Annotated in this window: 20 protein-coding genes and 1 pseudogene; 12 read left to right on the top strand and 9 right to left on the bottom strand. The window is 56.4% G+C overall.

From position 1 onward, the window contains the following. The first annotated feature begins 148 nt into the window (after positions 1–148). Positions 149–379, top strand: coding sequence for a hypothetical protein (locus AC3A6M_RS22020; protein ID WP_487854853.1), 231 nt, complete (start codon positions 149–151; stop codon positions 377–379). A gap of 54 nt (positions 380–433) precedes the next feature. Here AC3A6M_RS22020 and AC3A6M_RS22015 read toward each other — a convergent pair whose 3' ends face one another. Further along, the gene (locus tag AC3A6M_RS22015) at positions 434–751 is read right to left on the bottom strand and encodes a hypothetical protein (RefSeq protein WP_487854852.1); all 318 of its coding nucleotides are present in this window, start codon (positions 749–751) and stop codon (positions 434–436) included. A gap of 380 nt (positions 752–1,131) precedes the next feature. Here AC3A6M_RS22015 and imuA (AC3A6M_RS22010) point away from each other — a divergent pair. Beyond that, positions 1,132–1,533 (top strand): annotated as a pseudogene (gene imuA, locus AC3A6M_RS22010) (translesion DNA synthesis-associated protein ImuA); the annotation flags it as partial. A gap of 196 nt (positions 1,534–1,729) precedes the next feature. Here the strand turns inward: imuA (AC3A6M_RS22010) and AC3A6M_RS22005 are convergent. The 4 genes from AC3A6M_RS22005 to AC3A6M_RS21990 all read right to left on the bottom strand — a co-directional run bounded on the left by AC3A6M_RS22005 (position 1,730) and on the right by AC3A6M_RS21990 (position 7,886). Next, positions 1,730–3,325 (bottom strand): TnsD family Tn7-like transposition protein, encoded by a 1,596-nt coding sequence (locus AC3A6M_RS22005; protein ID WP_487854851.1) that lies wholly within the window; start codon positions 3,323–3,325, stop codon positions 1,730–1,732. A 92-nt stretch (positions 3,326–3,417) separates the two neighbouring features. Continuing rightward, positions 3,418–4,848 carry an ATP-binding protein gene (locus tag AC3A6M_RS22000; protein WP_487854850.1) on the bottom strand — a complete coding sequence of 477 codons (1,431 nt, stop codon included), beginning with the start codon at positions 4,846–4,848 and terminating at the stop codon, positions 3,418–3,420. Between the two features lie 20 nt (positions 4,849–4,868). Continuing rightward, complete coding sequence (locus tag AC3A6M_RS21995; RefSeq protein ID WP_487854849.1) at positions 4,869–6,890, bottom strand: Mu transposase C-terminal domain-containing protein; 2,022 nt, start codon at positions 6,888–6,890, stop codon at positions 4,869–4,871. Between the two features lie 159 nt (positions 6,891–7,049). Next, positions 7,050–7,886, bottom strand: a complete 837-nt coding sequence (locus tag AC3A6M_RS21990; protein ID WP_487854848.1) for a TnsA endonuclease N-terminal domain-containing protein — start codon at positions 7,884–7,886, stop codon at positions 7,050–7,052. Positions 7,887–8,368: 482 nt separating this feature from the next. Here AC3A6M_RS21990 and imuA (AC3A6M_RS21985) point away from each other — a divergent pair, with 482 nt between their 5' ends. The 6 genes from imuA (AC3A6M_RS21985) to AC3A6M_RS21960 all read left to right on the top strand — a co-directional run bounded on the left by imuA (AC3A6M_RS21985) (position 8,369) and on the right by AC3A6M_RS21960 (position 18,105). After that, positions 8,369–9,100 carry a translesion DNA synthesis-associated protein ImuA gene (imuA, locus tag AC3A6M_RS21985; RefSeq protein ID WP_487854847.1) on the top strand — a complete coding sequence of 244 codons (732 nt, stop codon included), beginning with the start codon at positions 8,369–8,371 and terminating at the stop codon, positions 9,098–9,100. Beyond that, positions 9,030–10,511, top strand: a complete 1,482-nt coding sequence (locus AC3A6M_RS21980; protein WP_487854846.1) for a Y-family DNA polymerase — start codon at positions 9,030–9,032, stop codon at positions 10,509–10,511. Before imuA (AC3A6M_RS21985) ends, AC3A6M_RS21980 begins: the two co-directional genes overlap by 71 nt. Before the next feature lie 136 nt (positions 10,512–10,647). Beyond that, positions 10,648–15,282 (top strand): RHS repeat domain-containing protein, encoded by a 4,635-nt coding sequence (locus AC3A6M_RS21975; protein WP_487854845.1) that lies wholly within the window; start codon positions 10,648–10,650, stop codon positions 15,280–15,282. Between the two features lie 3 nt (positions 15,283–15,285). After that, positions 15,286–15,885 (top strand): hypothetical protein, encoded by a 600-nt coding sequence (locus tag AC3A6M_RS21970; protein WP_487854844.1) that lies wholly within the window; start codon positions 15,286–15,288, stop codon positions 15,883–15,885. 494 nt (positions 15,886–16,379) lie between these two features. After that, positions 16,380–16,688 (top strand): hypothetical protein, encoded by a 309-nt coding sequence (locus AC3A6M_RS21965; RefSeq protein ID WP_487854843.1) that lies wholly within the window; start codon positions 16,380–16,382, stop codon positions 16,686–16,688. After that, complete coding sequence (locus AC3A6M_RS21960) at positions 16,618–18,105, top strand: Y-family DNA polymerase (protein ID WP_487854842.1); 1,488 nt, start codon at positions 16,618–16,620, stop codon at positions 18,103–18,105. The genes AC3A6M_RS21965 and AC3A6M_RS21960 overlap by 71 nt, the downstream gene beginning before the upstream one ends. A 23-nt stretch (positions 18,106–18,128) precedes the next feature. Here the strand turns inward: AC3A6M_RS21960 and AC3A6M_RS21955 are convergent, their stop codons facing one another. Then, complete coding sequence (locus tag AC3A6M_RS21955; protein WP_487854841.1) at positions 18,129–18,404, bottom strand: hypothetical protein; 276 nt, start codon at positions 18,402–18,404, stop codon at positions 18,129–18,131. Positions 18,405–18,409: 5 nt separating this feature from the next. Further along, positions 18,410–18,775 carry a hypothetical protein gene (locus AC3A6M_RS21950; RefSeq protein WP_487854840.1) on the bottom strand — a complete coding sequence of 122 codons (366 nt, stop codon included), beginning with the start codon at positions 18,773–18,775 and terminating at the stop codon, positions 18,410–18,412. Positions 18,776–18,791: 16 nt separating this feature from the next. On the opposite strand from AC3A6M_RS21950, the gene phaP reads away from it, so the two are divergent. The 3 genes from phaP to AC3A6M_RS21935 all read left to right on the top strand — a co-directional run bounded on the left by phaP (position 18,792) and on the right by AC3A6M_RS21935 (position 21,019). Next, on the top strand, positions 18,792–19,424 hold the full coding sequence (phaP, locus tag AC3A6M_RS21945) for a TIGR01841 family phasin (RefSeq protein ID WP_487854839.1): 633 nt from the start codon (positions 18,792–18,794) through the stop codon (positions 19,422–19,424). A 133-nt stretch (positions 19,425–19,557) separates the two neighbouring features. After that, positions 19,558–20,322: an alpha/beta hydrolase family protein gene (locus tag AC3A6M_RS21940; protein ID WP_487854838.1), complete on the top strand. Its 765-nt coding sequence runs from the start codon at positions 19,558–19,560 to the stop codon at positions 20,320–20,322. A gap of 55 nt (positions 20,323–20,377) precedes the next feature. Next, on the top strand, positions 20,378–21,019 hold the full coding sequence (locus AC3A6M_RS21935; RefSeq protein WP_487854837.1) for a CatA-like O-acetyltransferase: 642 nt from the start codon (positions 20,378–20,380) through the stop codon (positions 21,017–21,019). A gap of 31 nt (positions 21,020–21,050) precedes the next feature. Here the strand turns inward: AC3A6M_RS21935 and AC3A6M_RS21930 are convergent, their stop codons facing one another. Together AC3A6M_RS21930 and AC3A6M_RS21925 are read right to left on the bottom strand one after the other, a co-directional pair. Beyond that, positions 21,051–21,566: a hypothetical protein gene (locus AC3A6M_RS21930; protein ID WP_487854836.1), complete on the bottom strand. Its 516-nt coding sequence runs from the start codon at positions 21,564–21,566 to the stop codon at positions 21,051–21,053. Positions 21,567–21,578: 12 nt separating this feature from the next. Beyond that, entirely contained in the window at positions 21,579–23,504 is a 1,926-nt protein-coding gene (locus AC3A6M_RS21925) for a M61 family metallopeptidase (RefSeq protein ID WP_487854835.1), read from the bottom strand. A 230-nt stretch (positions 23,505–23,734) separates the two neighbouring features. Here AC3A6M_RS21925 and AC3A6M_RS21920 point away from each other — a divergent pair, with 230 nt between their 5' ends. Next, positions 23,735–24,211, top strand: coding sequence for an Hsp20 family protein (locus AC3A6M_RS21920; protein ID WP_487854834.1), 477 nt, complete (start codon positions 23,735–23,737; stop codon positions 24,209–24,211). The last annotated feature ends 150 nt before the right edge of the window (positions 24,212–24,361 follow it).

The following is a 24,361-nucleotide window of genomic DNA, read 5'->3' as shown; positions in this document are numbered from 1 at the left end:
AGCGTGCAGCAACCCCCTCCCTGCATGGCAGTCGCTGACGTTTTCTCCTCTCTCATCCTGGTCTGGTAACGCGTGTCCGCCGAAGCAGCGTTTTGAGGTGGTGCTCCTCACGATAGATAGTGTCAAGTAATAGCCTGGAATTACTCAAATGATGGATTGGATCCCTGCAGTCTTCGTGACGTTCAAGTTTCTCGTGTTAGGCACGGGCATGTTTTTCGCCATCAAGTGGCATTACGATCAAGGGAAGAAGGGGAAGAAGAGGGAGAACGAGGCGCGCGCGGTGCTACGCGCGAGCGGCCAGGTGGCCGCGATCTTCGTGCTGTCGCTCCTGGGCCTGGGGCTCGTCACCTTCTTCCTGATCAGGATGCTCGATTTGTGAGCGTATGGAAGTAATGACTTGAGTCCACGATTCAAAGTGGACATGCGCGGCAGTTCATGTCTTCGCCAATAGATACCGGATGAGGAACAGGATGACTGCGCTACCTGCCAGCCATATCAGCATGAACGAGAGATAAGGGATGGTGAGCGGATCAAGCGTCGGTTCAGGTGTTGTGGGAACGCTGCCAGTGATGCCAACATTGGAAAGCGCCCATGTCAGGCATATCGCCATCAAGATGTATGACGCTATCGCGCCGATGCCGATAAACCACCAGAAACGTGGGAGCAAGCTGCGCCAGAAATATGCGAAGACACTGACCGTGAGGGCTGGACCAATAAGGCCAAGAGGGATCGCAAGACTCAATGGGTTCATTGTGGTGTAGATATCTTAGTGCCCGCGAACGTCTTTGAGGATCAGGTTGCCGAAGTCGTTATCCTCGATAATGTCGACCGGTTCGATGCCCGCCCATCCCCAACCGCTTCGAACGTCATCAAGCAATTGCATTTCTCGCCCCCGCGCAAGTATTCATGTGTCCACTTCTGGCCTAAAAAGTTGCTGCCCGACTTTTTCAACGCCATAGGCCGATTGCAGACATTGACCAGCAGACAGTGTACGAGCGAAGTTATCACCATGGCAAGTGACGGTTTCACTCATCCGGTGATGATTCCATAGCGGCATTCCAAAAGATAAAACTTGCCAAAACCTGAAGAGAATAGTACTGTATAAACATACAGTATTTCTTCGCATCATCCATGATCAACTGCTCAGATTCCATATCGGCAGCGCCGGAATCCTTGCATCCGTCGCTCTGGCGCGCCTCGCAGCTGGCGCGTTCCCACAGCCGCTGCGTGGACACCGGCCATGCGGCCCTGTCGGCGCAATTGCCCGGCGGCGGCTGGCCGACCGGCGCCCTGGTCGACCTGCTGCTGCAGCAGCCCGGCATCGGCGAGATGCGCCTGCTGCGCCCGGCTCTGGCGGCGGTGGCGGCGCGCCGCATCGTGCTGCTGCAGCCGCCCCATCCGCCGCAGGCGCTGGCCCTGGCCGCGCTGGGCGTGCCGCCTTCCCAGCTGATCTGGCTGCGCGCCGAGCGCACGGCCGATGCGCTGTGGGCCGCCGAACAGGTGCTGCGCAGCGGCAGTTGCGGCGCGCTGCTGTAGTCAATGAAAAAAAATTTCACCAAAAAGAGTTTCATCACTGAGGGAGAAAGAATATAGAAGAGAGGTTCGAAGCGATAAAATTATCACTGTTCGACAGCTCAGTCGGTCATATCGCTTTTCATCAGGAAGAAAAAAACTCTCACTAAAATGCCTAACAGAGGATGCGCAGCCATGTGTCAACGATCGCGCAGCCCTAAAGTAAGGATTTGTTTTCCTCAAAACAAGCTTCCCGCTGACGAAAGGCAGCTGCTGTTTCGGTGTGATATTGGAGTGCAGAAAGAGCTGCAAGGCAGTAAGGTCTGCTAAAGAGACGTTCAACGCTGATTTCCGCAACCTCAAGAATACGATTGGCCGTTGCTCTTTTTGGAGGAGCCTGCATAAGGAGTAGGCCTGCAGTTTCTTCAATTTTTTTTGCGAGTTCTTCGTCGAACGGTTCAGCAGCAAAATCTCGCCTCTTTTCTGCGATTTTCTTTGTGCTCTGCAAGCGACTGGCAAATCTTGCATCCTCTATTCCGTATTTGCGCGTTAGTCGTGAGTCATAGCCCGGTTCTAACATTCTTCTTATGACTCCATCAGATACTTCAAGACGCTTTGCAATATCAATATTTCGCATTCCCTGAAGTTTCAGCTCACGTACGGTTTTTATAAAAAGATCTCCAAACTCAAATACTTTTCTTTCTGTCGGTTCACTGTAGAAGTTCCAACTTTTGGATTGAATGAAAAAGTGATAGCCACATGTGCATTTGAATACTACACCTCCATTTCTTTCGAAATCTTTCGTCAGGTGAACATTGGTAATGACCCGTTGTCCAAAATGAGGGGCGGCAGGGTTCTGGCACTTCCATACGCGCATCTTTATCTTTTCTTGCACATGATCTTTGCCTCGCACGAGGGCGCAGCGTGGGATGGCAAATTCATGATGGAATAGTTGAGTCGCCACATGTTTTATTGGGATCCAACGTGAGCTGAATATATCTCTTATCCAGTCAATCTTGTTTTCTTGGGTAAGTTGGATTCCGAGTATGTCAAGGCATTGATTTCCAAAGAAATGTATAAAATCTCTCCTGATGTTTGTGGTATTCAGGAAGCGACCAAGCGCATACAAATCACGAAATGCTTTCGGAGGAGAGCTTCTGGTAATTGTTCTATCATGGATGATTGATCCATCTAAATATTGTCGGGCCAGGGAAGCAATTTCAAAGAGCCTTTGCCTCGACCTTTCAGAAAGATAAGGTAGATAGGGGCGTGTCACGACCTGCGGAGTTAAAGCGCATAGAGCTTTCCTGGTGCCAATGGGGACTACTGCTTCCATGAGTGGTGTTATGTGTTTCTCGCAAAAATGGACGCAGTCCAGTTGATGTGTCCGATGCCAGTAACTTTCACCAAAGCGTACGACGTCTTCGCTGATGCAACTTTGGCATACTTTCATCCTGATAATCGGCGGTTCCCGTCCTCCGATACGGTGTTGACCTCGCTGACCTTGACGCTGTTGGAGCATCTTCCTTAAGATGCGCGCCTTGGTATCTTTGTTGGCAAAAGCGGTGTAGTAAGGATATAGAGTGGCGCGAGAAACTAATTCTTCCAACGACAGTCCTATAAAAGGTTCGATAAGCTCATGAAGATCTATTAGTCCCCTTGGTAGGGCGATTGAGGTATGGAGTTGGCCTTTGCCGTAGAGTTCTTTGTTGACATGCGCATCAAAACTTGCCATGGTATGCACACGATACCGAGCAACAGCGCTTCCCAAAATTTCATCAGGATATAGATTGGGAAAGTAACCTATCGCCATAGCATCTTTGTGGGAAAAATTGTTTTAAGCGGTTCAGGGAAGCCGCTGTAACGTTGGGGGGAGCTAATTGGTTTCTATATGCCGCCTTCTTGTCATTGATCTGGTTGCGGCTCATTTTTTAAATTACAAAGTAACTGTTGTAAGCTGCCGGCGCCATTCAACCCTGGTTGTTTGGAAAAACTAGCAGTGTTGACCTCAGGCATAGTAAGGTCTCCGTAACGAGCAAGCTTCGTGAAGTTTCCTGAAGCTAGTGCCTCGACCATAGGAGCAACACGTGTTAGCTCTTCGTTGGCAACAACATGAATCATATCAGCCGTAATCTTCTCAGTCCTGCAATCTATCGCCCGTCGTTGCACGTATTGATAAAGTTTTACTGCTAGATCCAGAACGCCTTGGGTACGTTCATACATTGCTTCATTCAGCCTTTCGGTTAACGGCGTAGGAGTTCTTGTCCACTGGTAATGCCACATGCTCTTTAAGAAGTGATCCCACTCCTCATCCTTCTGGTGGTTTCGTAATAGGGCTCCTATAGTGCGCCTGGCCTGTCGGAAGTCAGATTGAAGCATTTCGAGACTAGACATCGTCCCGATGAGTACAACTGGCGCGACAGAAGTATTTACAAAACGAACTATGAAATTCAAAAATCTCTGTTCTCCTGCCGTGCCAGAAGCTGCTTTAGCATGTTGAATCTCGTCAATCACAATGAGACCAATTCCGAAAAGATGAGCTGCTGCGTTGATTTCGCGAATGAGATCTTCGACCGTCATTTTGCGTTTTGCAAAGCGTATTTCGTAGGAGGTGTTGGCTATCTTGTCGAGCTCGTTAAAGAAATTCATCGCCAATTGCCGAACAGTGCCGTTGTAGGGGCACTCGACTATGATGTAGGGAATTTGATGTATTCGTAACTTGGGATGCCAGATCAATGATGGGAATTGGGCTAGGCCACGGCGTGTCAGTCGTGATTTACCCACTCCAGATACGCCGATGATGGCATAGGAGTCGCACATAGGGTCAGTGTCAGGGACTTGCTCGACCATATCGAGCTGCTGTCGTTTTAAATAGGATAGCTGCAAGAATTGCTTGAACGCTGGAGAGGATGGGTTACGGTTTACATAGCCGCTACGAACCATTTCGCTAAGTGTTTGAGCAATGGAATTTTGCTCCGTAAGTGGTTCGTAAAAGCGTTTGAGCCGAAGCATAAGATGCTTGCGTATATGATCAGGCTTTTCACGTTCGAGCGGATCGTACGCGGGACGATTCGTCATCAATGTCGCGAGCTGCTTGCTTGAAGGGATAGGGCCTAATGCTTCGATAAATTCATTTCCTACATATTCGGGAATCTCACTCCGCGTATACTGGGCGACAACATGCTTGAGCTCAGCCCTTGGCATGTCATAGGCTTGTCGCGAATCGTTTAGCTTCTTCTCAGTGTTAGAGAGATGTGCCATATTCTTAAAGAAAGTGGATGACTGTATCTCGCAATTGCGCTTTGAGAAATGAGATATTTTTTCTATCTTAACCAAGCTGGGAGATTTTATTCTGCTTAAATTTTCGCCTCGTCGTCATCGGTAAATATAGGCGCCCTGGCGTAAAGCTTGACCGGCGGAAGCGCGAATGTAGGGCGATCGTGTTCAATAGATTGCTGAGGCGCTGTAGCAACATTTATACCTGCATCTATGAGCCTATGTAGGGTCTTCTCAACCTGTCTATATGAGCGTATATTCGAAATTCTTTCCTTTTTACTCGTTGTCGGCGGACCCAATTCCTTTTTCTCTGCGTCGGCAGACGCTGCGATTTCTTCGATCGCCTTTTGATGCGTTATCTGCGTGCTTATGGTTTCGTAACTTCTGCTTGCATTCGTTTTGGCCGCCTTAGCTATTCTGGCGACTACCTCCTGGACAGACAAATTTAGGTCCGAGCTGTCATTGCTGATTAGGGTGCAGCAGGTGAATTGATCTCGCTGCACTGGGTCGTGTAGTAATATGGTATTTAGGTTGTGGGGATGGTATGAAATCAAGACTTTGAAACGGCCCTTGTGCCGTGCTCTGTTGAACCACGCTCGTTTGTCTAGCGCGGACGCATAATAATGCCGTCCCAGAAAGGCGATCCCCTTTGAGGTGACGCTGGCGTCGGCGGTAGGTAGAAGGGCAAACAGGAGTTTGGATTCTGGATGCCGTACTAGAGTCCCCATACGGTTTTTTATTCCCCATTCCCATAATTCATTGGGGATTGCTGGAATCTGTTGGGCTACCATAGCATTTTCCAAAGGATATCCGCTGACTGGAGTGGCATTGTGCTCAAGTACACAGTGAATCGCAATCTTCGTAAACTCGTGTAAATTTAAACAAGCGTCCAATCTATAGTCCGGCCCGGTCCTTTCCCCAAAATCCTTGTCCACGTAACCCTTCACGTCCGCGGCAAACTTCGCGGGAAGTAGCCGAAATTGCCTTTCCACGATTCCTTTCCAATCGGCCCTGTAGGGCGGTGTGTTTTCGATCTCGATACCGAGCACTTCAGTCAGTCTGTCTGCTTGTTTAGAAAGAAGTTCGCCTCGATCGCCTAGTAGTACGCTAGAGAGGGGTGTTTCTGGCCACTCTTGAGGATGGATATCTATGCCGTATTGCTTGCAATAGCTGACTTTGTTTAACGTGACGTTATGGATAGCCATCATTGCTGTCGTCCAAGACACGTTTTCTAAACCTATATATAGGCCGACAATCAATCGCGACCAGACGTCGATGACGACGTACATTACAGGACGTCCTACGATCGTGTTGCGATCAATTCGCGAAACAAGATAAACGTCTGCAATGGTTGCATCAATTTGGTAACGATAGCCTGGCCCAATCGCTTCAAATGTACTGTTTCCGAGTAGAGGACGTAGCGTCTTTTCGAAAAAGGTTTTGCCTTCTCTGGCCTGAATTACGTCATATTCGCAATTTTCCTTCTTGTGCCAATATGTGAACTGCTGATAAGTTGGCACGCCATCCGGATGTACTATTTCTATTTTCCCGTTTTCATCGACTCGGGTGCTATCGGCGTAGTACTGTCGGATCATTTTCAGATACGTATATTTCAGGGTGGCCTTCTTGTTTTTCTTGTAAAAAAGGTTTGTCGCTATACGAATAATTCGTCGATGCTCTTCTGAAACATTCATTCCTATTCCAGGGGTTGTGGATCGGGGCGTGCCCCGCTTGACTTCTTCGGTCTTTTCGCCTTCGTTGTTCGTAACCAACTTCACCGTTGTTGGTTTTAGTCTGCCTGGTGCGCCGCAGTTCCTTCTTTTTCCGAAGAGAGCTGAAGGAGTGCAACCCATCTGCCAATACTCGTTCAGCCAATCGCGAATACTGTCAATATGGCATCCAACTTCTCTTGCACGAGTTTTGATCTGGTGGTTGCGGTGACTTGATTGGAAAATGGCAGGAACGTCTCTGATCAGGGATTCAATTGCGGCCCAAGCTTTCGCTTTGCGGGATCTCATCGCTTCAGTCAACGCATGATTGAATGGAAGTTCCAGATATGGGTCCTCGATAATTTCAAGCGTTCCATCCGCTAGCATGCTCATCCAGTCTCCATAGCTAGATAAAATTGGAGAGCAGCGCCGGCCGTGTAAAGTAATGGAAACAAGAAAATCCTTTTCAATGGACACGTAGAGAATTCGCCGGGGTTCGTCGACGGCCGACAGTCGGACAACAGTGTTTTTTACGAAAACGTCCATCGTGCGTCAGCAGTTGGGAAGCAGTCTCGGATGTATTTCAATCTCACAAATCGGCGTATTCCATAGCTGCTCACGATTTAGATTGGTTTGAAGCATGCGTGTCGCAAGCATGTGTCGAGCGATCATGAGGTGAGAGCCCACCTCATATGCGAGGTGATTGTCGAGCAGTCCGCATATTTCGCAGAGCGTTATCTCATGGGTGTTCGAAGCCGAGATGCAAATTAAGAGGTGCTGTGCAAGCTCATCAAAGCGTCCTGGGGATGGTTCTGTGAACTTGGAAAGGTCGTGATACTGTCTAAGCCATTGCAGGCTACGCTTGAGGTGAAGGGGGATATCGTGCTCCGTCAGTACTTGAAAAGGAACACCTTTTTCCTTCCAATATACTTCCTCAATTTTCAGTTTTTCGCTCACGCGTGGTTTATGGGTTTCAGAGGTTGGCTTAATTGCAAACGCTTTGTGAATTGGGCTTGACCTAGTTTTGTATGTAATTACCAGATCAGTGGTCATAACGGAAGTGGTGTCACTTCTTGGATCTTTAGGATGTCGAAAACCAAGGAGTGATGCAATTTTGATCGTTTCGTCACGGTTTAAAGCGAATTGCTCTCTAATATCAACAACCGAGTCGTCCATATCGAACGTCAAATAATGGCCATATTCGATGTCGGAGAGTAAGTGATGAACACGGCCACTGAGTTTGCTATAGATGCGATGTGATCGGCCAAGACTAGGGACATCACGGACAAAGAAGTATGGGATATAGTTTTCTCCAATCCCTTTTCCACGTCCTTGCCTTAACAGGTTTTGAATGTCGGATTCATTGCGTGTGTATTTTTTCTTTGCCATTTGTCGCATCTTCCTAACTGAGTTGGCGCACTGAGCCGTCTTGAGAGTCTGCAGTCGGCTAATTGCAGACTCAGCACAAACGCATTCCAAGCACTCTTTGATCAATATTGATCTAAGATCCAATCAAAAGCTTCTGGCAGTTTCACATCTAGCAACTTCGCCTTGACGTTTAAGGTTCCGCTAACTAGCGGTATGAGCGGATCATCTTTCGCTGTTCGTGATGTTGGAACTGGGCAGTAAGCGAGCGGCGCTGCAGGGTGCGCTTCGTTTACCAGAGTAGTTCACGCGTGAGTTGATTCCAAGGGCGGTCAAGGCCGAGATTATTTGAAAATAATGCAACATTCATTGTGTTCGGCGCAGGCATGCTGCAGCTGATTGTTTCAAAGTGGATACAAATTGGGCTGCTTGTTATAGGAACGTACCGCTTGATGTAGAGGGGCAGGCGTCCACGTCTTGCCAAAACCTCATCGATCATATACTGTATGGGTATACAGTATTGTGAGGTTGATATGTTATCTGAGATCCATTCGGCGCCGGAGTCGATTCATCCGTCGTTATGGCGCGCCTCGCAGCTTGGTCGTTCGAGCACACGTTGTGTTGACACTGGCTATCCTGTCTTATCTGCCCAGTTACCAGGAGGAGGGTGGCCGACCAGTAGCATGGTTGAGCTGCATTTACGCCAGCCCGGTACAGGAGAGTTGAGGCTTCTGCAACCCGCACTGGCAGCAGCCGGTAAACGTCGGGTAATGATGATTCAGCCGCCACATGTCCCAAATTCGATCGCATTGGCTGCAATGGGATTGAACCCATCACAAGTTACCTGGGTGCAGCCTGATCGCACAGCTGACGCACTCTGGGCTGCAGAACAGGTCCTACGAAACGGCGGATGTCACGCTCTTTTGTTTTGGTCAGGCCACATTCGAAATGAGAGCCTGCGACGCTTGAGTTTGGCGGCGGCAGACGGGGAGGGCCTTTTCTTTTTATTCCGTCCGCTCGCTGCAGCGCAGGATTTTTCGCCCGCGCTGCTTCGGCTCGGGGTTCGGCCAGCGCGCGGTGGCGTCGAGATCGACTTTCTAAAACGGCGGGGACCACAGCGCGAAACTGCATTGTTCTTGCCCTTGTCTCCCTCTTTTGTTCATCGTCATGCGCCTGTGGATCGGACTATACCTACCCCAACTCCCGCTCGAGGTTTTCGAACCGAGCTGGTCGAGTAACAGCGTTACGGTTGTCTTCGAGCGAGAGAAGGTATTAACGATGTCGCGCGGCGCGCGTATGGCCGGCATTAAGCCCGCGATGCGCCGTGGTGGTGTGTTAATGCTGGCATCAGATGCACGAATCCATGAACGTACCGCTGCACGGGAAGAAGCTGCGCTACAGGCCGTTGCCATGGCAATGCTGCAATACACGCCACAAGTAACGCTCGCGGAAGAGTCGACGCTGTTGCTGGATATCGGCGCGAGCTTGCGGCTGTTCGGTGGTATCCGATCGTTATGTAGGCGCATCCGCGCCGATCTTCGTGGCCTGGGTTTTACTGGGAAGTTGAGCTGCGCTCCAACCGCGCGGGCAGCGTGGATGCTCGCACGAGCTGGCGGTGGCCGCGTGTTAAAGCAGCAGTCATCAGAGCGCACGCTGTATCGTCTCCCTGTCATGGTTCTGCCAGCGGCGAGGCCTTTTGCTAGCTGGTTTGAAGGAATTGGCTGCGATACGATCGGTCACTTGCAACGGCTGCCACGCCCGGGTCTTCAACGTCGGTGTGGGCGTGCATTGCTCGATCTTCTTGATTGCGCATTCGGCAGCGTTCCTGAGGTGTTCGAATGGATCGAGGCGCCCACGAAGTTCGAAGCAAAGATAGAACTTTTTGACCGCATCGAAAATGCTGAACTACTGCTGGCCGGTGCACAGCGCCTAGTTCTGCAGCTGGTCGGCTGGTTGTGTGCGATGCAGCTTGCAGTAAAGAGCATCATGCTCAAGCTTGAACACGAACGCGGCCGTGTCGCGCGTGCGCCGACCGAAGTCGAGATTCTCCTGGCCGAGGCGGCCTGGCATAGCGATCACATCGTGCGTTTGCTAAAAGAGCGACTTGGAAAATTGGTACTGGAAGCTCCAGTAATCGGATTGATGCTCCAGACCACCCAGCTGCAATCAATGGAGCCTCCCACCGAGTCGCTTTTCCCTGAACCCGGCGGCACTGAGGAAGATCAGGTGCGCATGATTGAGCTGCTTGTAGCGCGCCTTGGTGAGGATAAGGTTCGCCAAGTGAAGCCGGTAGCAGATTATCGGCCCGAGTTTGCCAACACGTGGGTATCCATTCAGGAGAAGGTGCGAGAGGCGGTGATTACCGAACAGCTGCCGCCGAACCTGAGCAGCATTCTCCGGCCAACTTGGTTGCTAGTAAATCCGATCCCGTTGCTCGTGCGAAACCACAGGCCGTTTTATGGCTCACCGCTGCGAATGGTGGCGGGCCCGGAGCGCATTGAAGCTGGGTGGTGGGGAGGCACGGCCGCCAGGGATTACTGGGTTGCCGAGGGGCAGGAGCATGCCTTGTTCTGGGTTTATCGGGAACGGGTTGCTAACACAGGCGAGGGTCAAGAGCCACGCTGGTTCCTTCATGGGTTATTTGGGTAGCGAGCCAATGGAAGTCAAGGCATGGATATGAAATAAATGAATTCTATGCGTGGCGAGTTTCTTTTGTGACAATTTGCGCTTTTTGTGCGATTTCCCATATGTATGATTGCTCCATAAATATTGTAAGAGGACAATCATGCACCTCAGAAAACCGAACTCGAAGCTGAACCTTCGCTCGTCTTTATTTGGTACTTTTGTCTTTGGCATGCTTTTGGTTGCCAAGACAGTGTATGCACAGACGACCACCGTCATCGATGAGCAGTACAAGCAAATCAAGGCACCGGGCGCCATTGCCAAACTCGGTACCGATCTCTTTGGCGATCGGGTCAACCTCTACAACGGCTCACTGGAGTTCACTCAGACGGATGTTTCCATCCCAGGCAATAACGCCTTGCCAGTCGAGATCGGACGGCGGTTTGTTACGGGAAGCCGGAACTTGGGTGGACGCGCTTTTGGACGCTGGGACATCGAAATCCCGCACCTGCACGGGTTGTTTTCACAAAGCGATGGGTGGAAAGCGGGCGATGGCTCCGTTGCGCGTTGCTCTTATTTTGGAGCGCCACCCGATGCGGTTGGCGCACGGGGTACATCGGTCTGGTCGCCTGAGGATTTCTGGAACGGCAGCTTCCTTTATGTTCCCGGCCACGGCGATCAGCAATTGCTTGGCAGGGCGCCTGGATTTACGCTAGCGCCCGGCCCGGCTTCAGCCTACCCAATCGTCACGACCTCGCTCTGGTCGGTGTCTTGCCTTCCGTCTTTGGCCAACGATACAAGCTCCACCCACAGCATGGGTGAAGGTTTTCTTGCTGTTTCCCCGGAAGGCATCTCATATCGGTTCGATTGGATGACAAGCTATACTGCGCTTTCCCTCTCGCGGCCAAGCGAAACTGGTGACATCCGGCCGGACATGTTGTTGCGCAAGGAAGTGTGGATTTTCCCTACCCAGATTTCCGACCGGTTCGGGAATTGGGTGAGGTTTACCTATGATCCCGCCGCCCCGACGCATTTGACCCGCATTGATTCGAGTGATGGGCGCACGATTTCGCTGACTTACGATTCGACGGCAATCACCGGGCGAGTACGTACCGTCTCGGATGGAACCAGGACTTGGACCTACGGATACAACACGACCGATCTGGCAAGTGTCACGCTACCAGACGGGTCTTCCTGGCAATTCGGTAACACCGACAGCGTCAACAACAGCGTATCCGTGAGTAATGTCCAGAGTTGTGATAGCCCAAGCGGGATTGATAGCACCGATCGCACTTTTTCAATCGTTCACCCGTCAGGCGCCACGGGAACGTTTAACTTGCGCGGGACCGTGCATGGGCGCTCCGGTATCCCAAAGACCTGCGATAGTGCCAGCGGCTGGGCACAACGCCCGGCCCTTTTCTTCTATACCGAATCGTTGAGTTCAAAGACCGTTAGCGGGCCCGGTCTCGCGACGATGTCGTGGAGCTACGATTACGGGACGCCAAGTGCGAGCTATGCACCGTGTGACAGTGCTTGTGCCAAAAGTAAGACTGTCAGCGTCACCGAGCCAAATGGGACCGTTAAACGCTATACCTTCGGTAATTACTATAAAAATACGGAAGGCCGACTGGAACAATCGTCGGTCGATAACGTGCAAACGACGAGCACACGCTATCGTGCCTTTGGGGCGGGACCATATCCCACTCAGTTCGGTTACAACTACGGCGGGGGCAGCGATGGAGATAGTGACATCTCCGTCTATCTGGCGCCAGTAGATCAACGTATCACCAACCAGGACGGTGTCGACTTCGTCTGGGAGGCGGATCCGAACTCATTTGATGGCCTGGGCAGGCCAACGCTTGTGAACAAGTACAGCAGCCTGGGTTACCGACGGGTCGAGCGTACGGACTACGTGGACAATTATCCGCTGTGGGTTCTGGGCAAGATTGGCAAGGTCACGGAAACACAGACGGGGAAAGTTGCGGTAGAAAATGTTTATGAAGCCGCGACCGCAAACCTGAAGTCAGTGAGCCGTTTTGGGCGTCTCGATGCCGCATTCACATATAACGCTGACGGGACGTTGGCGACACAGGAAGACGGGCTGCATCAGGCGACGACATATTTGAACTACAGTCGCGGCATCCCCCAGTTGATCCGTTTTGCCGACAGCACCACGCAAAGCGCGGTCGTGAATAACATCGGCAAGATTACCTCCTTGACCAACGAGGCTGGAAAGACGACGACCTTGGGGTACGACTCAATGGGCCGGCTGGCATCGATTACCTATCCACAGGAAACTGGGCTTACCTATAATCCGACATCCGTCACGGTCGCGCAGATGGGCACCTGGGAATTCGACCTGGCGCCAGGACATTGGCGCCAGCTCGTCGTGACTGGTACTGCTGTTGAGGCAAATTACTACGATGCACTCTGGCGCCCCGCTTATACCGAACGCTGGGACGATGCTGACCGCGCCGGCACCATGCGTCGTACCAAGCACCAGTACGATTTCGCAGGCCATACCGTCTACGAGTCCTACCCAAAAGCGGATAGCCAGGATGTGTCGTCCGAAGGCGTCTATTTTCAGTACGACGCATTGGGCCGCCCGACGACGACGACGCGGATCAGCGAGCTAGGGAATTTGTATGAAGGCTTTTCGTATTATCCTGGCTTCGTCAAGCTCTATATGGACGCGAAAGGCAACGGCACAGCGTACTACTATCAAGCCTTTGACCAGCCAACCGATGACACAGTCACCGCAATCAGCATGTCTGAGGGAGCCAGTGTTAACATCGGCCGCGATGTGTTCGGCAAGACTACATCGATCACCCGCAGCGGCAATGGTGTCAGCGCCACGCGGAGCTATGTCTACGATGGCTATGAGCGTCTGTGCAAGACCATCGAGCCTGAAACCGGCGCGACGATCCAAAATTACGATGCTGCTAACAACGTTACTTGGCGCGCAAGCGGTCTGGCGCTGACTGCCACAAACTCGTGCAATACCACTGACGTCCCGGGATCGAAAAAGATTACTTATACCTATGATGCGCGCAACCGTCTGAAGAACACGACCTATGGTGACGCCAGTCCTGCCATCTACCGCACCTATACGAACGACGGTCTGCCGAATACAATCCAATCCGACGGCACCCTTTGGACCTACGGCTACAATAACCGCCGCCTGCCCACCAGCGAAACCCTGAATTACGGCGGCGTCAATTATCGAATCGGCCGTAGCTACGACGCGAATGGATCGCTGTCGCAACTGACCTACCCGGACAATTTTGCGGTCGCCTACAACCCGAATGCGTTGGGTGAACCACGTCAAGCCGGCGGCTACGCAACTGGCGTGAGCTATTACCCCAACGGCGCAATCAAGCAGTTCAGCTACGGTAACGGCATCCTGCACAGCCTGACGCAGTACGTACGCGGCCTGCCGCAGCTTTCGCAGGACGGCAGTGTGCTCAAGGACAGCTACACCTACGATAAAAACGCCAACGTCGCCTCGATCACTGACCAGGCCGAAAGCGTCACGTCCCGCAGCATGGAGTACGACGGCCTCAACCGGCTCAAGCGTGTCAGTGCCCCTGCACTGTGGGGCGATGCCTGGTACGGCTATGACGCACTGGATAATCTCACGTCCAGCCAGGTCACGGCCGGGGCCAAGGCGCGCACGCTGACCCACAACATCAACTACGGTAACAACCGCCTCGACAGCGTGACCGGCAGCTATACCCTGGGCTACCAGTACGACAGCCAGGGCAATATCATCCTGCGCGGCGGACAAAGCTACAGCTTCGACATCGGCAACCGGATGAGGAGCGCACTCGGGATAACGACCCACGCGTACGATGGGCTGGGGCGGCGCACCAGCGTCGTGGGTACCGATGGCGTCAATCACATCTACGTGTATGGCCAGGAAGGGAAGCTGCTGTACGAAACCACGACCGGACAGGCGCTAGCGTCGGGCACGAAGTATGTCTATCTGAACAGGCATCTCGTCGCCGAGGTCAGTGGCGGTGGGGTAGTGTACGATCATACGGACGGGCTGGGCAGCCCGGTGGCGAAGACCAGTTCTACCGGGGGCTTGATCAGCCGTACGCGTTATGAGCCGTATGGCGCGACCGCTGCGGGAACCGAGCCGACGGTCGGGTTCACGGGGCATTTGAACGCTGCGAATCTGGGGTTGGTGGATATGCAGCAGCGGTTCTATGATCCGGTGGCGGGGCGGTTCTTGAGCATTGATCCGGTGACCACGGATGCGAACACTGGCGGCAGCTTCAATCGATACGCTTACGCCAACAACAGCCCTTACAAATATATCGACCCAGATGGCCGAAACCCCGCATTGATTGCCCTTGGGGTTAGGCTGCTTGTAACTGGATTGGCAGTAAATGATATCGCCACTTCTGATCTACCTGTGCCTGTGCCAGGAGGTGGCGCTACTAAGGTGGGTATAAGCGCAGCTGAGCGTTTGGCTGCTAACAGAGTTGCTGGAAAAGCCGGCGAGGCGGCCACGAGGGCAGAGTTGGGCAAGGCTGTGGCCGGTGAGCAGGTTACTGTTGTTACCAGTACAGGACAAAGAACTGTCGCGGATTTCATTACAAAAATTGGTGAAAAGCTTGGCATTGTTGAGACTAAAACTGGCGGTGCCCAGCTAAGTAAAGGACAGAAGCAGCTGATGCAAGACATTAAAGACGGAAAACCAGTGACGCCGGTCGGTGAAAATGCTAGGAAGGCTGGCTTGGAACCAGGTGAAAAGATAAAAATTCAAGAGCACACAGTGGATAGAAAGTAAATCATGATCGAAAAGATCGATAGGAAATATGTAGAAAGCAAATGCTCTGATGCCTTGCGGGAGTTGGGATTTGCCACAAGGGGGGGCGTAGGAACGCTAAATGTTGATGATGATTTTTATTGTTGGGTTGGCCTAAATGCAGGAGTGCATACTGGATTTGTGCGTGTAAATCCATTTGTTGGAGTGCATTCTAAAAATATTATGAGAATGACTTCAGAAGCGAAAGGTAAGAAATTTAAGCCACTTGAGGTCGCAACTTTTGCGGTTTTTCTTGGGGAGTTGGTGCCAGATACCCCCCAATTTATTTTCCATAATGAGAACGATGTTTTAGTTGAGGCAAGCAGACTGGCTTTCGCTATCAAGGAATTTGGTATTCCCTTCATGCGAAATATCTGTAATTACGAAAGTTTGCTGCCTTTTTTGAAAAGTCGGGTGCCGATGCTTGGAGGTTATCCTCAGCGCTATGCTGCTGCTTTGTATCTGAATGGCGACCGGGAAGGCGCGATCCAATTTGTTGAGTCGTATCTCGCAGATACTGAAAATAGCGAAGCTGACGTTTTGGATGACCTAAAGAATCTAAAGACCCGCTTTCTTGCCGGCTAACAGTCGAAAAAGATAGCAAAACCCGTGCGCTATAAACAGCTACTTGGCATGAGTAACGCCGACTGCAACGTACACGGCAACGTCTACTCCAACATCCACTGTTGGGGGTAGACATCTCTAAGACAGGATGAGAAACGTATCGCCACGACGAGCCGTGGCGATACGGCGCGCGGCTTTTCCTGAAACTCAGGGCAAGCCCCGAGACCCGTACCGCAGGCGGTAGAAATTACCCTTATTTTTAAACAAAAAGAGCCACTCCCTCCGGTGTCCCGGATGCGAGTGGCTTCTTCTTTTTAGCCGCTAAAAAAGCGGTTCGCTTTAGCTGTTCAAGTTGCCCACCATCTGCTTGGTCTGGAACTTGATGATCATTCGGTTGAGCAGTGCTTGGCGAGTTGTATTAAGAGTAAGTGACGTTTTTATTTATCTGGTGACGGTTTTGTTCATCCGGTGATAATTTTTTTTATTATTCACAGCTGCTGTTCTGGCAGAACCAGGTGCGCAGCGACAGCCTGCGCCGCCTGCACCTGGCGGCGCAGGGCGGCGAAACCCTGTTCTTCATGATGCGTCCGCTGGCGGCGGGGCAGGATGCCTCGCCGGCGCCGCTGCGCCTGGCGCTGCGGCCCCAGGCCGGCGGCCTGGAGATCGACTTCGTCAAGCGCCGGGGACCGCAGCGCGATGCGCCGCTGTTCCTGCCGCTTTCCTCTTATCTCGTACATACCCAACCACAACGCCATGCGCCTATGGATCGGCCTGTCCCTGCCCCGGCTACCGCTCGAGGTCTTCAGCCCCAGCTGGTGCACTGACGCCGGCAGCGTCGTGCTCGAGCAGGAGCGCGTGCTGGCGATGTCCGGCATGGCGCGCGCCGCCGGCGTGCAGCCCGGCATGCGCCGCGGCGGCGTGCTGATGCTGATGCCCGAGGCCCAGCTCCACGAGCGCTCGCTGCAGCGCGAGGCCGAAGCGCTGGTCGCGGTGGCGATGGCGATGCTGCAGTACACGCCGCAGGTGGCCGAGGCCGAGGAGGGCACCCTCCTGATGGACGTCGGCGCCAGCCTGCGCCTGTTCGGCGGCGTGCTCGCGCTGTGCCGGCGCGTGCGCGCGAACGTGCGCGCGCTGGGCTTCACCGCTTCGCTCGGCTGTGCCCCGACCGCGCGCGGCGCCTGGCTGCTGGCGCGTGGCGGCGGCCGGCATGGTGGCGCGCGCACGGTCAAGATGCCGTCGCTGGTGCGCCGCCTCGACCTGCTCGATGTGCTGCTGGCGCCGCCGGCGCGTCCGTTCGCGGCCTGGTTCGAAGGCATCGGCTGCACCAGCTTCGGCGAGCTGCGGCGCCTGCCGCGTCCGGGCCTGCAGCGGCGCTGCGGGCGCGCGCTGCTCGACCTGGTGGATGCCGCCTACGGCCTGAGTCCCGAGCTGCACGAGTGGATCGCCGCCCCCGAGACCTTCGCCGCGCGCCTCGAACTGTTCGACCGCATCGACGACGCAGAACTGCTGCTGGCGGGCGCCCGGCGCCTGCTGCTGCAGCTGACCGGCTGGCTGTGCGCGCGCCAGCTGGCGGTCGAGCGCATCGTGCTCAGGCTGGAACACGAGCGGGGCAGGGAAGCGCGCGCGCCCACCTGCGTCGAGGTGGTGCTGGCCGAACCGGCCTGGCGCGACGAGCACCTGGTGCGCCTGCTGAAGGAGCGCCTGGCCAAGCTGGTGCTGGACGCGCCGGTGATCGGCCTAGGGCTGGAAGCGAAGCAGCTGCAGCCGATGGCGCCGCCCAACGAATCGCTGTTCCCGGAGCCGGGCGGCACCGAGGAAGACCGCATGCGCATGCTGGAGCTGCTGGTGGCGCGGCTGGGCGCGGACAATGTGCTGCAGGCGCTGCCGATGGCCGACTACCGGCCCGAGCAGGCCAACCTCTGGGTACCGGTGCAGCAGAAGATCAGTGATCGGGCGCGCAACGCGCAGATGCCGCCCGACGTGATGAGCCTGCCGCGTCCGACCTGGCTGCTGGCCAAGCCGATCGCGCTGCTGATGCGCGATCACCGGCCTTTCTATGGTTCACCGCTGCGCATGGCCTCGAATCCGGAGCGGATCGAGGCCGGCTGGTGGAACGGGCCGCAGACGCGCGACTACTTCATCGCCGAAGGGCGGGACCATGCGCTGTACTGGGTGTACCGGGAGCGGATCGGGGCCGACGAGTCGGAACCGCGCTGGTATCTGCACGGCCTGTTCGGATAAGCGGGCATGCGCCAGCCAGCGTGCTAGCAGGTGCGATGGAACTGCAGCCGATCCGTGTCGAGCGACTCTTCGCCTTCCGCGGTCGCACGCTCGGTGGCCATGCTGTCGTCCCTCGCCTGCGAATCGTCATCGACGACTTCCGGCGGGTTCAGCATGTCCGCCAGCATCGCGTGCAGCTCCGGCGTATCCCAAGGCTCGCCCTTGCGCTGTTTCGTGTGGATGTAGTGTTTGATTTCGCGGTCCTGCTCGTCCGTTAACGGGAGGCTGCGGAAGCTTGTCCCCTGGTTATCGTGATTCATGGCGCTCACGCTTTCGATAACAACGCCGTGTGATTTTCGGTCGGGCCAGGCACGGCGTTACGCAGGCGGCGAGAGGACGGAGCGTCCATCGCTCCGTATAGCTTCACGTTATACGCATTTCCCGTCGCCAGGCGCACGGCGGGGGGCGGACAGCGCCAGTTGCGCTCTCCCGTTTTCATTTCCGGTATCCAATACACAAAAATACATCCGCAGATTTCCGGCACGTGCATCAAAAAGAGCGCATAGTCCGACACTTGCACGCGATCTTCAGTGATCGCCGTCCTTCCAGGCAGCACGCTGCTGCCCTGCCCACGACCGCCAGGCGCATCGGCGCATCCCATCTGGCGGGCCCTGTTCCAGGCATTTCCCATTCATTAAAGGTATCCCATGTATCCATTTCCGCAATCCGTCAATCCCGCACTCCGTTCGCACATCGATGCCCAGGTCGCTTTCTTCAACGAGCTGTCCCAGGTCATGTCGCGCACATTCCAGCAGGTCGGCCAACTGAATATGCAGCTGAACCAGGCACTGTTCGAGGAAGCCGCCAACGTCGGCCAGCGCCTGCTGACCACCGAGCGTCCGACCGACGCGATGTCCGCCGCGGCCGCGCGTGCCCAGCCCGCCACCGAAAAACTGCGCGCCTACCATCAGCATCTTTCCCAGATCGCTTCCGCGACCCAGGTCGACCTGGCCCAGGTCACCGAACGGCATGTGCAGGAGACCTCCCGCACCGCCCGCGTGCTGGCGGACGACGTGACCCGCGCCACCGTCGAAGAAACGGACAAGAACATGCGTGAGCACGAGGAAACCGTGAAGAACTTCCGCGATCCGTTCGAGCAGGCAGGCACGCGCGGCGAGAAGACCAGCGCCCAATTCCGGGGCAACCTGCAGAGCGGCGGCGACGAGGCCGAGGTCCGCGGCAAGGCCGACGGGCCGGCCGGCAAAATCAGCGCACAGGGCAATATGCAGGGCAACCAGGTCCGGGAACCCGGCAGCAAGAATCCTGGCCAGTCGCGTTGACCTTCCGCCCGATCCGGAGCCTTCACTCCGGACACCATGAGGAGGACGAGCCTGTCCTCCCTTGTCCTGCGCGTCTTGCCAGCGCAACCGATCCCGTGCAAAGTGACGCCATCTTCAGCAAGTACAGAAACAGATGCTCACCGAACGCATGGATTTCCAGGGGCCGCACGGCAAGATCTCGGCCAAGCTCGACGCACCGGATGGCACGCCGCGTGCCTACGGGCTGTTTGCCCACTGCTTCACCTGCAGCAAGGACGTGCTGGCGGCGACCCGCATTTCGCAGGGCCTGGCCGACCTCGGCGTGGCCATGCTGCGCTTCGACTTCGCCGGCCTGGGCAACAGCCACGGCAAATTCGCCGACACGAATTTCTCCTCGAACGTGGAAGACATCGTCGCCGCCGCCGACTTCCTGCGCCAGAAATTCGCCGCGCCGAAGCTCCTGATCGGCCACAGCCTGGGCGGCACCGCCGTGCTGGCCGCCGCCCACCGCATTCCGGAATCGACGGCCGTGGTGACGATCGCCTCGCCGAGCGACCCGCACTACGTGGTCGACAAGCTGCTGTCCGAGCACGTCGACACCATCCAGCAGCTGGGCGAGGCGCGCGTGAACCTGGCCGGGCGTGACTTCCATATCCGCCAGCATTTCGTCGAGGACGCGACCCGGCACCGGCTGCACGAGCGGATCGCCACCCTGGGCCGCGCGCTGATGGTGATGCATGCGCCGCAGGACGGCACCGTCGACGTCGACAACGCCGGCCGCATCTTCGGCATCGCCCAGCATCCGAAGAGCTTCGTGTCGCTGGACGGGATCGACCACCTCGTCACCGGCAAGGAAGACGCGGCCTATGTGGCCGGCGTGATCGCGGCGTGGAGTGCGCGCTATATCTCACCGCGATGAGCCGATGCCGCCGGATATGGGACAATGCCGGCCCCGCATCAGCAATCACGACCACATGAAAGAGTTTGAACGGCGGCGCGACCGCTTCGAGTTTTTCGACCGCATGGAAAGCCCGGCGGTCAACCTGTGCTTCCGCATGGACCTGCCGGACTTCCGGCCCTGGTGCAAGGACGAGAAGCTGGCGCCTTTCCACGTGCTGCTGTTCGCCGTGCTGCGCGCGATCCTGAAGGTCGAGAATTTCCGCTACCGCGTGCATGAAGGGGAGGTGATCCGCATCGAGCGCCTGCACCCGTCCTTCACCGTGGTCAACCAGCACTTCGACCTGAATTTCGCCCAGTTCGACTGGTCGGACGACGTGCGCACCTTCGTCGCCAACGGCCAGGCCGCGCGCGAGGAGGCGGGCAATATGACGGCGCTGAACCAGAAGTACCGCGCCATGTCGCCGCGCGACGCGAAGGACCAGGTGTTCGTCACCTGCATGCCGTGGCTGGACTTCACCTCGATCCAGCATCCGATGGCGTCGCTGGCCACGCCGGACATTCCTTCGCTGGCATGGGGTAAATTCCGCGACGGCCCGGATGGCGGCCTACAGTTGCCGTTCTCGGTGCAGGCCCACCACGGCTTCGTCGACGGCTACCACATCCACCTGCTGGCGCAGCAGATCGCCGCCGAGCTGGCGGAGATCATGGCCGGCTAGTCGCCGCCGCCGGCACAGCGGCAGCTCCAGCTCATGGCTTTGGCGTGGCAGTTCGATGACGTGAATCAGTCCGATACAGATCGGTCAGGGAACAGAACTCCTCGGCCACGTCCTCGGCCTCGACGACCCGCGCCGCGAACGCGGCGAGGGTATAACGGACCTCGTCCTGGTCCGGGCTGCCCGGCAGCTTCGACACGTGGACGATCTGCTGCTGCATGTTCAGGAAGCCCCAGCGCCCGTGCGCGAAGGCGTCCTTCAGCTTGCGCAGGCCGTGCGCCGCCGCGAACCAGCGCTGCCAGCGCGCGAGCAGGGCCGCATCGCCCGCATGGCGCCGCAGTACCAGGGCTTCGAACTCGCGCAGCTTGTCGCCGAACGCCAGCTGTTCGACCCTGACGATCTCGCGCTCGAAGTTTTCCGCCGGCTGCGCATTCACCAGCGCCATTCCCAGGTTCAGCTCCATCCGGCCGAACACGAACAGCAGTCTCCCCAGGTGCAGGGCGGCCGTCGCTTCGACCTCGGATTCCGGCAAAATCGGCATGATCTCCATCTCGGCCTCCTGTTACTTCAGCGCGGAATAGATCCCATCCAGGCGATCCCTGGTGCCCGGGATGCGCTCCAGGCGCGGGTAGCGCAGGCCGGCGTGGTAGTCGAGCGGGATGGTGCGCAGCACGTTGCCCTTCTTGACCAGCAGCTCGATCGGCGCCTTGCCGTCCCTGGCTTCCTTGATGGCCTTCTTCAGCACCTCCGGCTTGAACACGCGGCCGTTGACGGCGACGATGCTGGTGTTGGCGGCCAGGCCGGCGCGGAAGGCCGGGCCGTCCCAGATCACGTTGCGGACGTTGCCGTCCGAGGTCACGGTGAAGCCCACCGAGTAGCTCAGGTCGGCGCCCTTGAGACGCTCGTCGTAGCTCTTGATGTAGTCGGTCGGGGTGTCGGTGTAGACCAGCTTCCACCCGGCGCGCGCCAGGCCGTCCAGCGGGGCGCCCGGGCCGTGGCCGTTCACGCGGGTACGCAGGAAGGTGGCCCAGTCGTGGGGCACCACCTTGTTCAGGGTCGCGACCACGTCGTCGAAGGTGTAGAAGGCCGGCACGAAGCTGCCGTCGTCGATGCCGTAGAAGGCGCGCGCGAAATCGTCCAGCGATTTCTTGTCGCCCGACTTTTCGCGGATCAGCGTATCGACGTCCAGCCAGATCAGCTGGCCTTCCGAATAGTAGTCTTCGCTGCGCTGCCAGTTGGCCCAGCCGAGCGGACGGCGGGCGTTCAGGATCGGGTCGTTGACCGTGTCCTGCATCGCGCGCCAGGCGCGGCCGGCGACGCTGTCGTAGCGGGCGGCGGTGGCGGCCAGCGCATCGCGCGCGCCCTGCATCGACACCAGGCCGGAGCGCGCGCCCAGCACGTTGCCCCAGTACTGGGTCTGGCCTTCGTAGACCCACAGCAGTTCGTTCTGCAGCGGGGTGTTGAAGTTGGGGACGTCCTGGCCGGCCGGGCGGCGGAACTTGCCGTCCCATGAGTGGGTGTACTCGTGCGGCAGCAGGTCGCGTCCGGCCTCGCCCTTGGCCCACTCCGTGAAGTAGCCCGGCTTGACGCCGTTCTCGCTCGACTGGTGGTGTTCGCGGCCGATGCCGCCGAATTCGTCCGACAGCGCGAACAGGAAATCGTAGTGCTTGTAGTGGTGCGAGCCGAACAGCTTGTAGGCCTGCTGGACCAGCTTGCGGTGCGGTTCGATCTGCTCCGGCTTGGCTTCCAGGCTCTCCGGGCTATCCGCAAAGACGTTCAGGCGCACCGGCACCCTGGCGCCCGGGTCGAGGTCGAACTGCTTGTAGTAGTGGCCGGCGAACAGCGGCGAGTCGATCAGGGTTTCCAGGTCGTGCGCCTTGAAATGGACTTCGTCGCCCTGGCGGTCGGCGGTTTCCAGCGCGGTGGCGTACTGCCAGCCCGCGGGCAGCTTCAGGTTCGGCTGCACGGTGATGCGGCGCGCCACGTAGCCGGCCGGGTACAGCGTCACCGAGGGCCACTGCACGCCGAGGATCTCGTCGGTCATGGTGATGCGGCCCTGGCTGGTGTCGAGCGGCGACAGGTACTGGTACTCCGCCTCCAGCACGGTCGCGCCTTCGGGAACGTTCACGTGGAAGGCGAACACCTGCACCGGATCGCGGGTCCATTCGACCGGCTTGCCGTTGGCCGTGAACTTCAGGCCGGCCAGCTGGGTGATCGGACCGTTCGGGCCATGGTTGGCCGGCAGCCATTGCGGATACAGCAGGGTCAGCGGACCCGGCTTGACCGGAATGCTCATGCGCATGCGGAAGATCTGCTGCGCCAGGTTGGTCGCATCGACGTTCAGGACGATGGTGCCGGGATAGGGCTGGTCGACGGGGGCCGGAACCTCGGCGCGGGCCGGGAAGGCGAGCGCGAGCGCGATGGCGACGGCAGAGGCGGAACGGGTGGCCAGCTTCTGGAAACGGCGATGCGGGTGGTGTACGGTCATGGCAGATAAAGCGATCGGTGGAGGACCAAAAAGACAACAAACGGCGAGTGTAGCACCGCTCGGGAAGCGATAATGCCCGACTGCATGGATGCGAATAAAATTCGAAAAGTGGCCTTAAAAACGATATTTCGTATGCCTTGAAAACGCATGCGGGGGGCATTAGATTGGTCCCAACGGATGCTCACGATGAGGTCCGGAAACTTATCGCTTAATTTGAAAGGATAACGACCATGCGTACTTTTGACCTTACCCCCCTGTACCGTTCCGCCATCGGTTTCGACCGCCTGGTGAACATGCTCGAGCAGCGCGCCGAAGCCGCGCCGAGCTACCCGCCGTACAACGTCGAACTGGTCAGCGAAGACAAATACCGCATCGTGATGGCGCTCGCCGGCTTCAGCCGCAATGAGATCGAGATCGTCTCCGAACGCGATACCCTGCACGTGACCGGCCGCAAGGAGAAGGACGAGGTCCAGCGTCACTACCTGCACCGCGGTATCGCCCAGCGCGATTTCGAGCAGCGCTTCCAGCTGGCCAACCACGTGAAGGTCGTCAGCGCCGCCTTCGACAACGGCATCCTCACCATCGAACTGGTGCGTGAAGTGCCCGAGGCCCTGAAGCCGCGCAAGATCGCGATCGCCGATGCCAACGGCAACACCGACAACGTGCAGGCGCTGGAGCAGCCGCAGCAGCAACAGCAGGCCGCGTAACCGGCGCGTAACCGGTAAGTAGGGTGGGCACTCCATGCCCACCAAAGCAAAGGCGCCACGGCGCCTTTTTTTAGGTTCTACGCGGTTGCTGGGGGAAGTTGGGATTGACGATCTGAGCAGATAGTGGTGGCGGTGGTTTGGAGTTGGTAG

The organism is Telluria sp. Soil_C_11, assembly GCF_057657395.1.
This window is presented reverse-complemented; position numbering and strand designations above follow the sequence as displayed.

What these genes read in the sequence shown, in the direction of transcription:
- AC3A6M_RS22020 (WP_487854853.1), top strand. Translation starts at nt 149, where the DNA reads ATGATGGATTGGATCCCTGCAGTCTTCGTGACGTTCAAGTTTCTCGTG.
- AC3A6M_RS22015 (WP_487854852.1), bottom strand. Translation starts at nt 751, where the DNA reads ATGAACCCATTGAGTCTTGCGATCCCTCTTGGCCTTATTGGTCCAGCC.
- AC3A6M_RS22005 (WP_487854851.1), bottom strand. Translation starts at nt 3,325, where the DNA reads ATGGCGATAGGTTACTTTCCCAATCTATATCCTGATGAAATTTTGGGA.
- AC3A6M_RS21995 (WP_487854849.1), bottom strand. Translation starts at nt 6,890, where the DNA reads ATGAGCATGCTAGCGGATGGAACGCTTGAAATTATCGAGGACCCATAT.
- AC3A6M_RS21990 (WP_487854848.1), bottom strand. Translation starts at nt 7,886, where the DNA reads ATGGCAAAGAAAAAATACACACGCAATGAATCCGACATTCAAAACCTG.
- imuA (WP_487854847.1), top strand. Translation starts at nt 8,369, where the DNA reads ATGGGTATACAGTATTGTGAGGTTGATATGTTATCTGAGATCCATTCG.
- AC3A6M_RS21980 (WP_487854846.1), top strand. Translation starts at nt 9,030, where the DNA reads ATGCGCCTGTGGATCGGACTATACCTACCCCAACTCCCGCTCGAGGTT.
- AC3A6M_RS21975 (WP_487854845.1), top strand. Translation starts at nt 10,648, where the DNA reads ATGCACCTCAGAAAACCGAACTCGAAGCTGAACCTTCGCTCGTCTTTA.
- AC3A6M_RS21970 (WP_487854844.1), top strand. Translation starts at nt 15,286, where the DNA reads ATGATCGAAAAGATCGATAGGAAATATGTAGAAAGCAAATGCTCTGAT.
- AC3A6M_RS21960 (WP_487854842.1), top strand. Translation starts at nt 16,618, where the DNA reads ATGCGCCTATGGATCGGCCTGTCCCTGCCCCGGCTACCGCTCGAGGTC.
- AC3A6M_RS21955 (WP_487854841.1), bottom strand. Translation starts at nt 18,404, where the DNA reads ATGAATCACGATAACCAGGGGACAAGCTTCCGCAGCCTCCCGTTAACG.
- AC3A6M_RS21950 (WP_487854840.1), bottom strand. Translation starts at nt 18,775, where the DNA reads ATGGGAAATGCCTGGAACAGGGCCCGCCAGATGGGATGCGCCGATGCG.
- phaP (WP_487854839.1), top strand. Translation starts at nt 18,792, where the DNA reads ATGTATCCATTTCCGCAATCCGTCAATCCCGCACTCCGTTCGCACATC.
- AC3A6M_RS21940 (WP_487854838.1), top strand. Translation starts at nt 19,558, where the DNA reads ATGCTCACCGAACGCATGGATTTCCAGGGGCCGCACGGCAAGATCTCG.
- AC3A6M_RS21935 (WP_487854837.1), top strand. Translation starts at nt 20,378, where the DNA reads ATGAAAGAGTTTGAACGGCGGCGCGACCGCTTCGAGTTTTTCGACCGC.
- AC3A6M_RS21930 (WP_487854836.1), bottom strand. Translation starts at nt 21,566, where the DNA reads ATGGAGATCATGCCGATTTTGCCGGAATCCGAGGTCGAAGCGACGGCC.
- AC3A6M_RS21925 (WP_487854835.1), bottom strand. Translation starts at nt 23,504, where the DNA reads ATGACCGTACACCACCCGCATCGCCGTTTCCAGAAGCTGGCCACCCGT.
- AC3A6M_RS21920 (WP_487854834.1), top strand. Translation starts at nt 23,735, where the DNA reads ATGCGTACTTTTGACCTTACCCCCCTGTACCGTTCCGCCATCGGTTTC.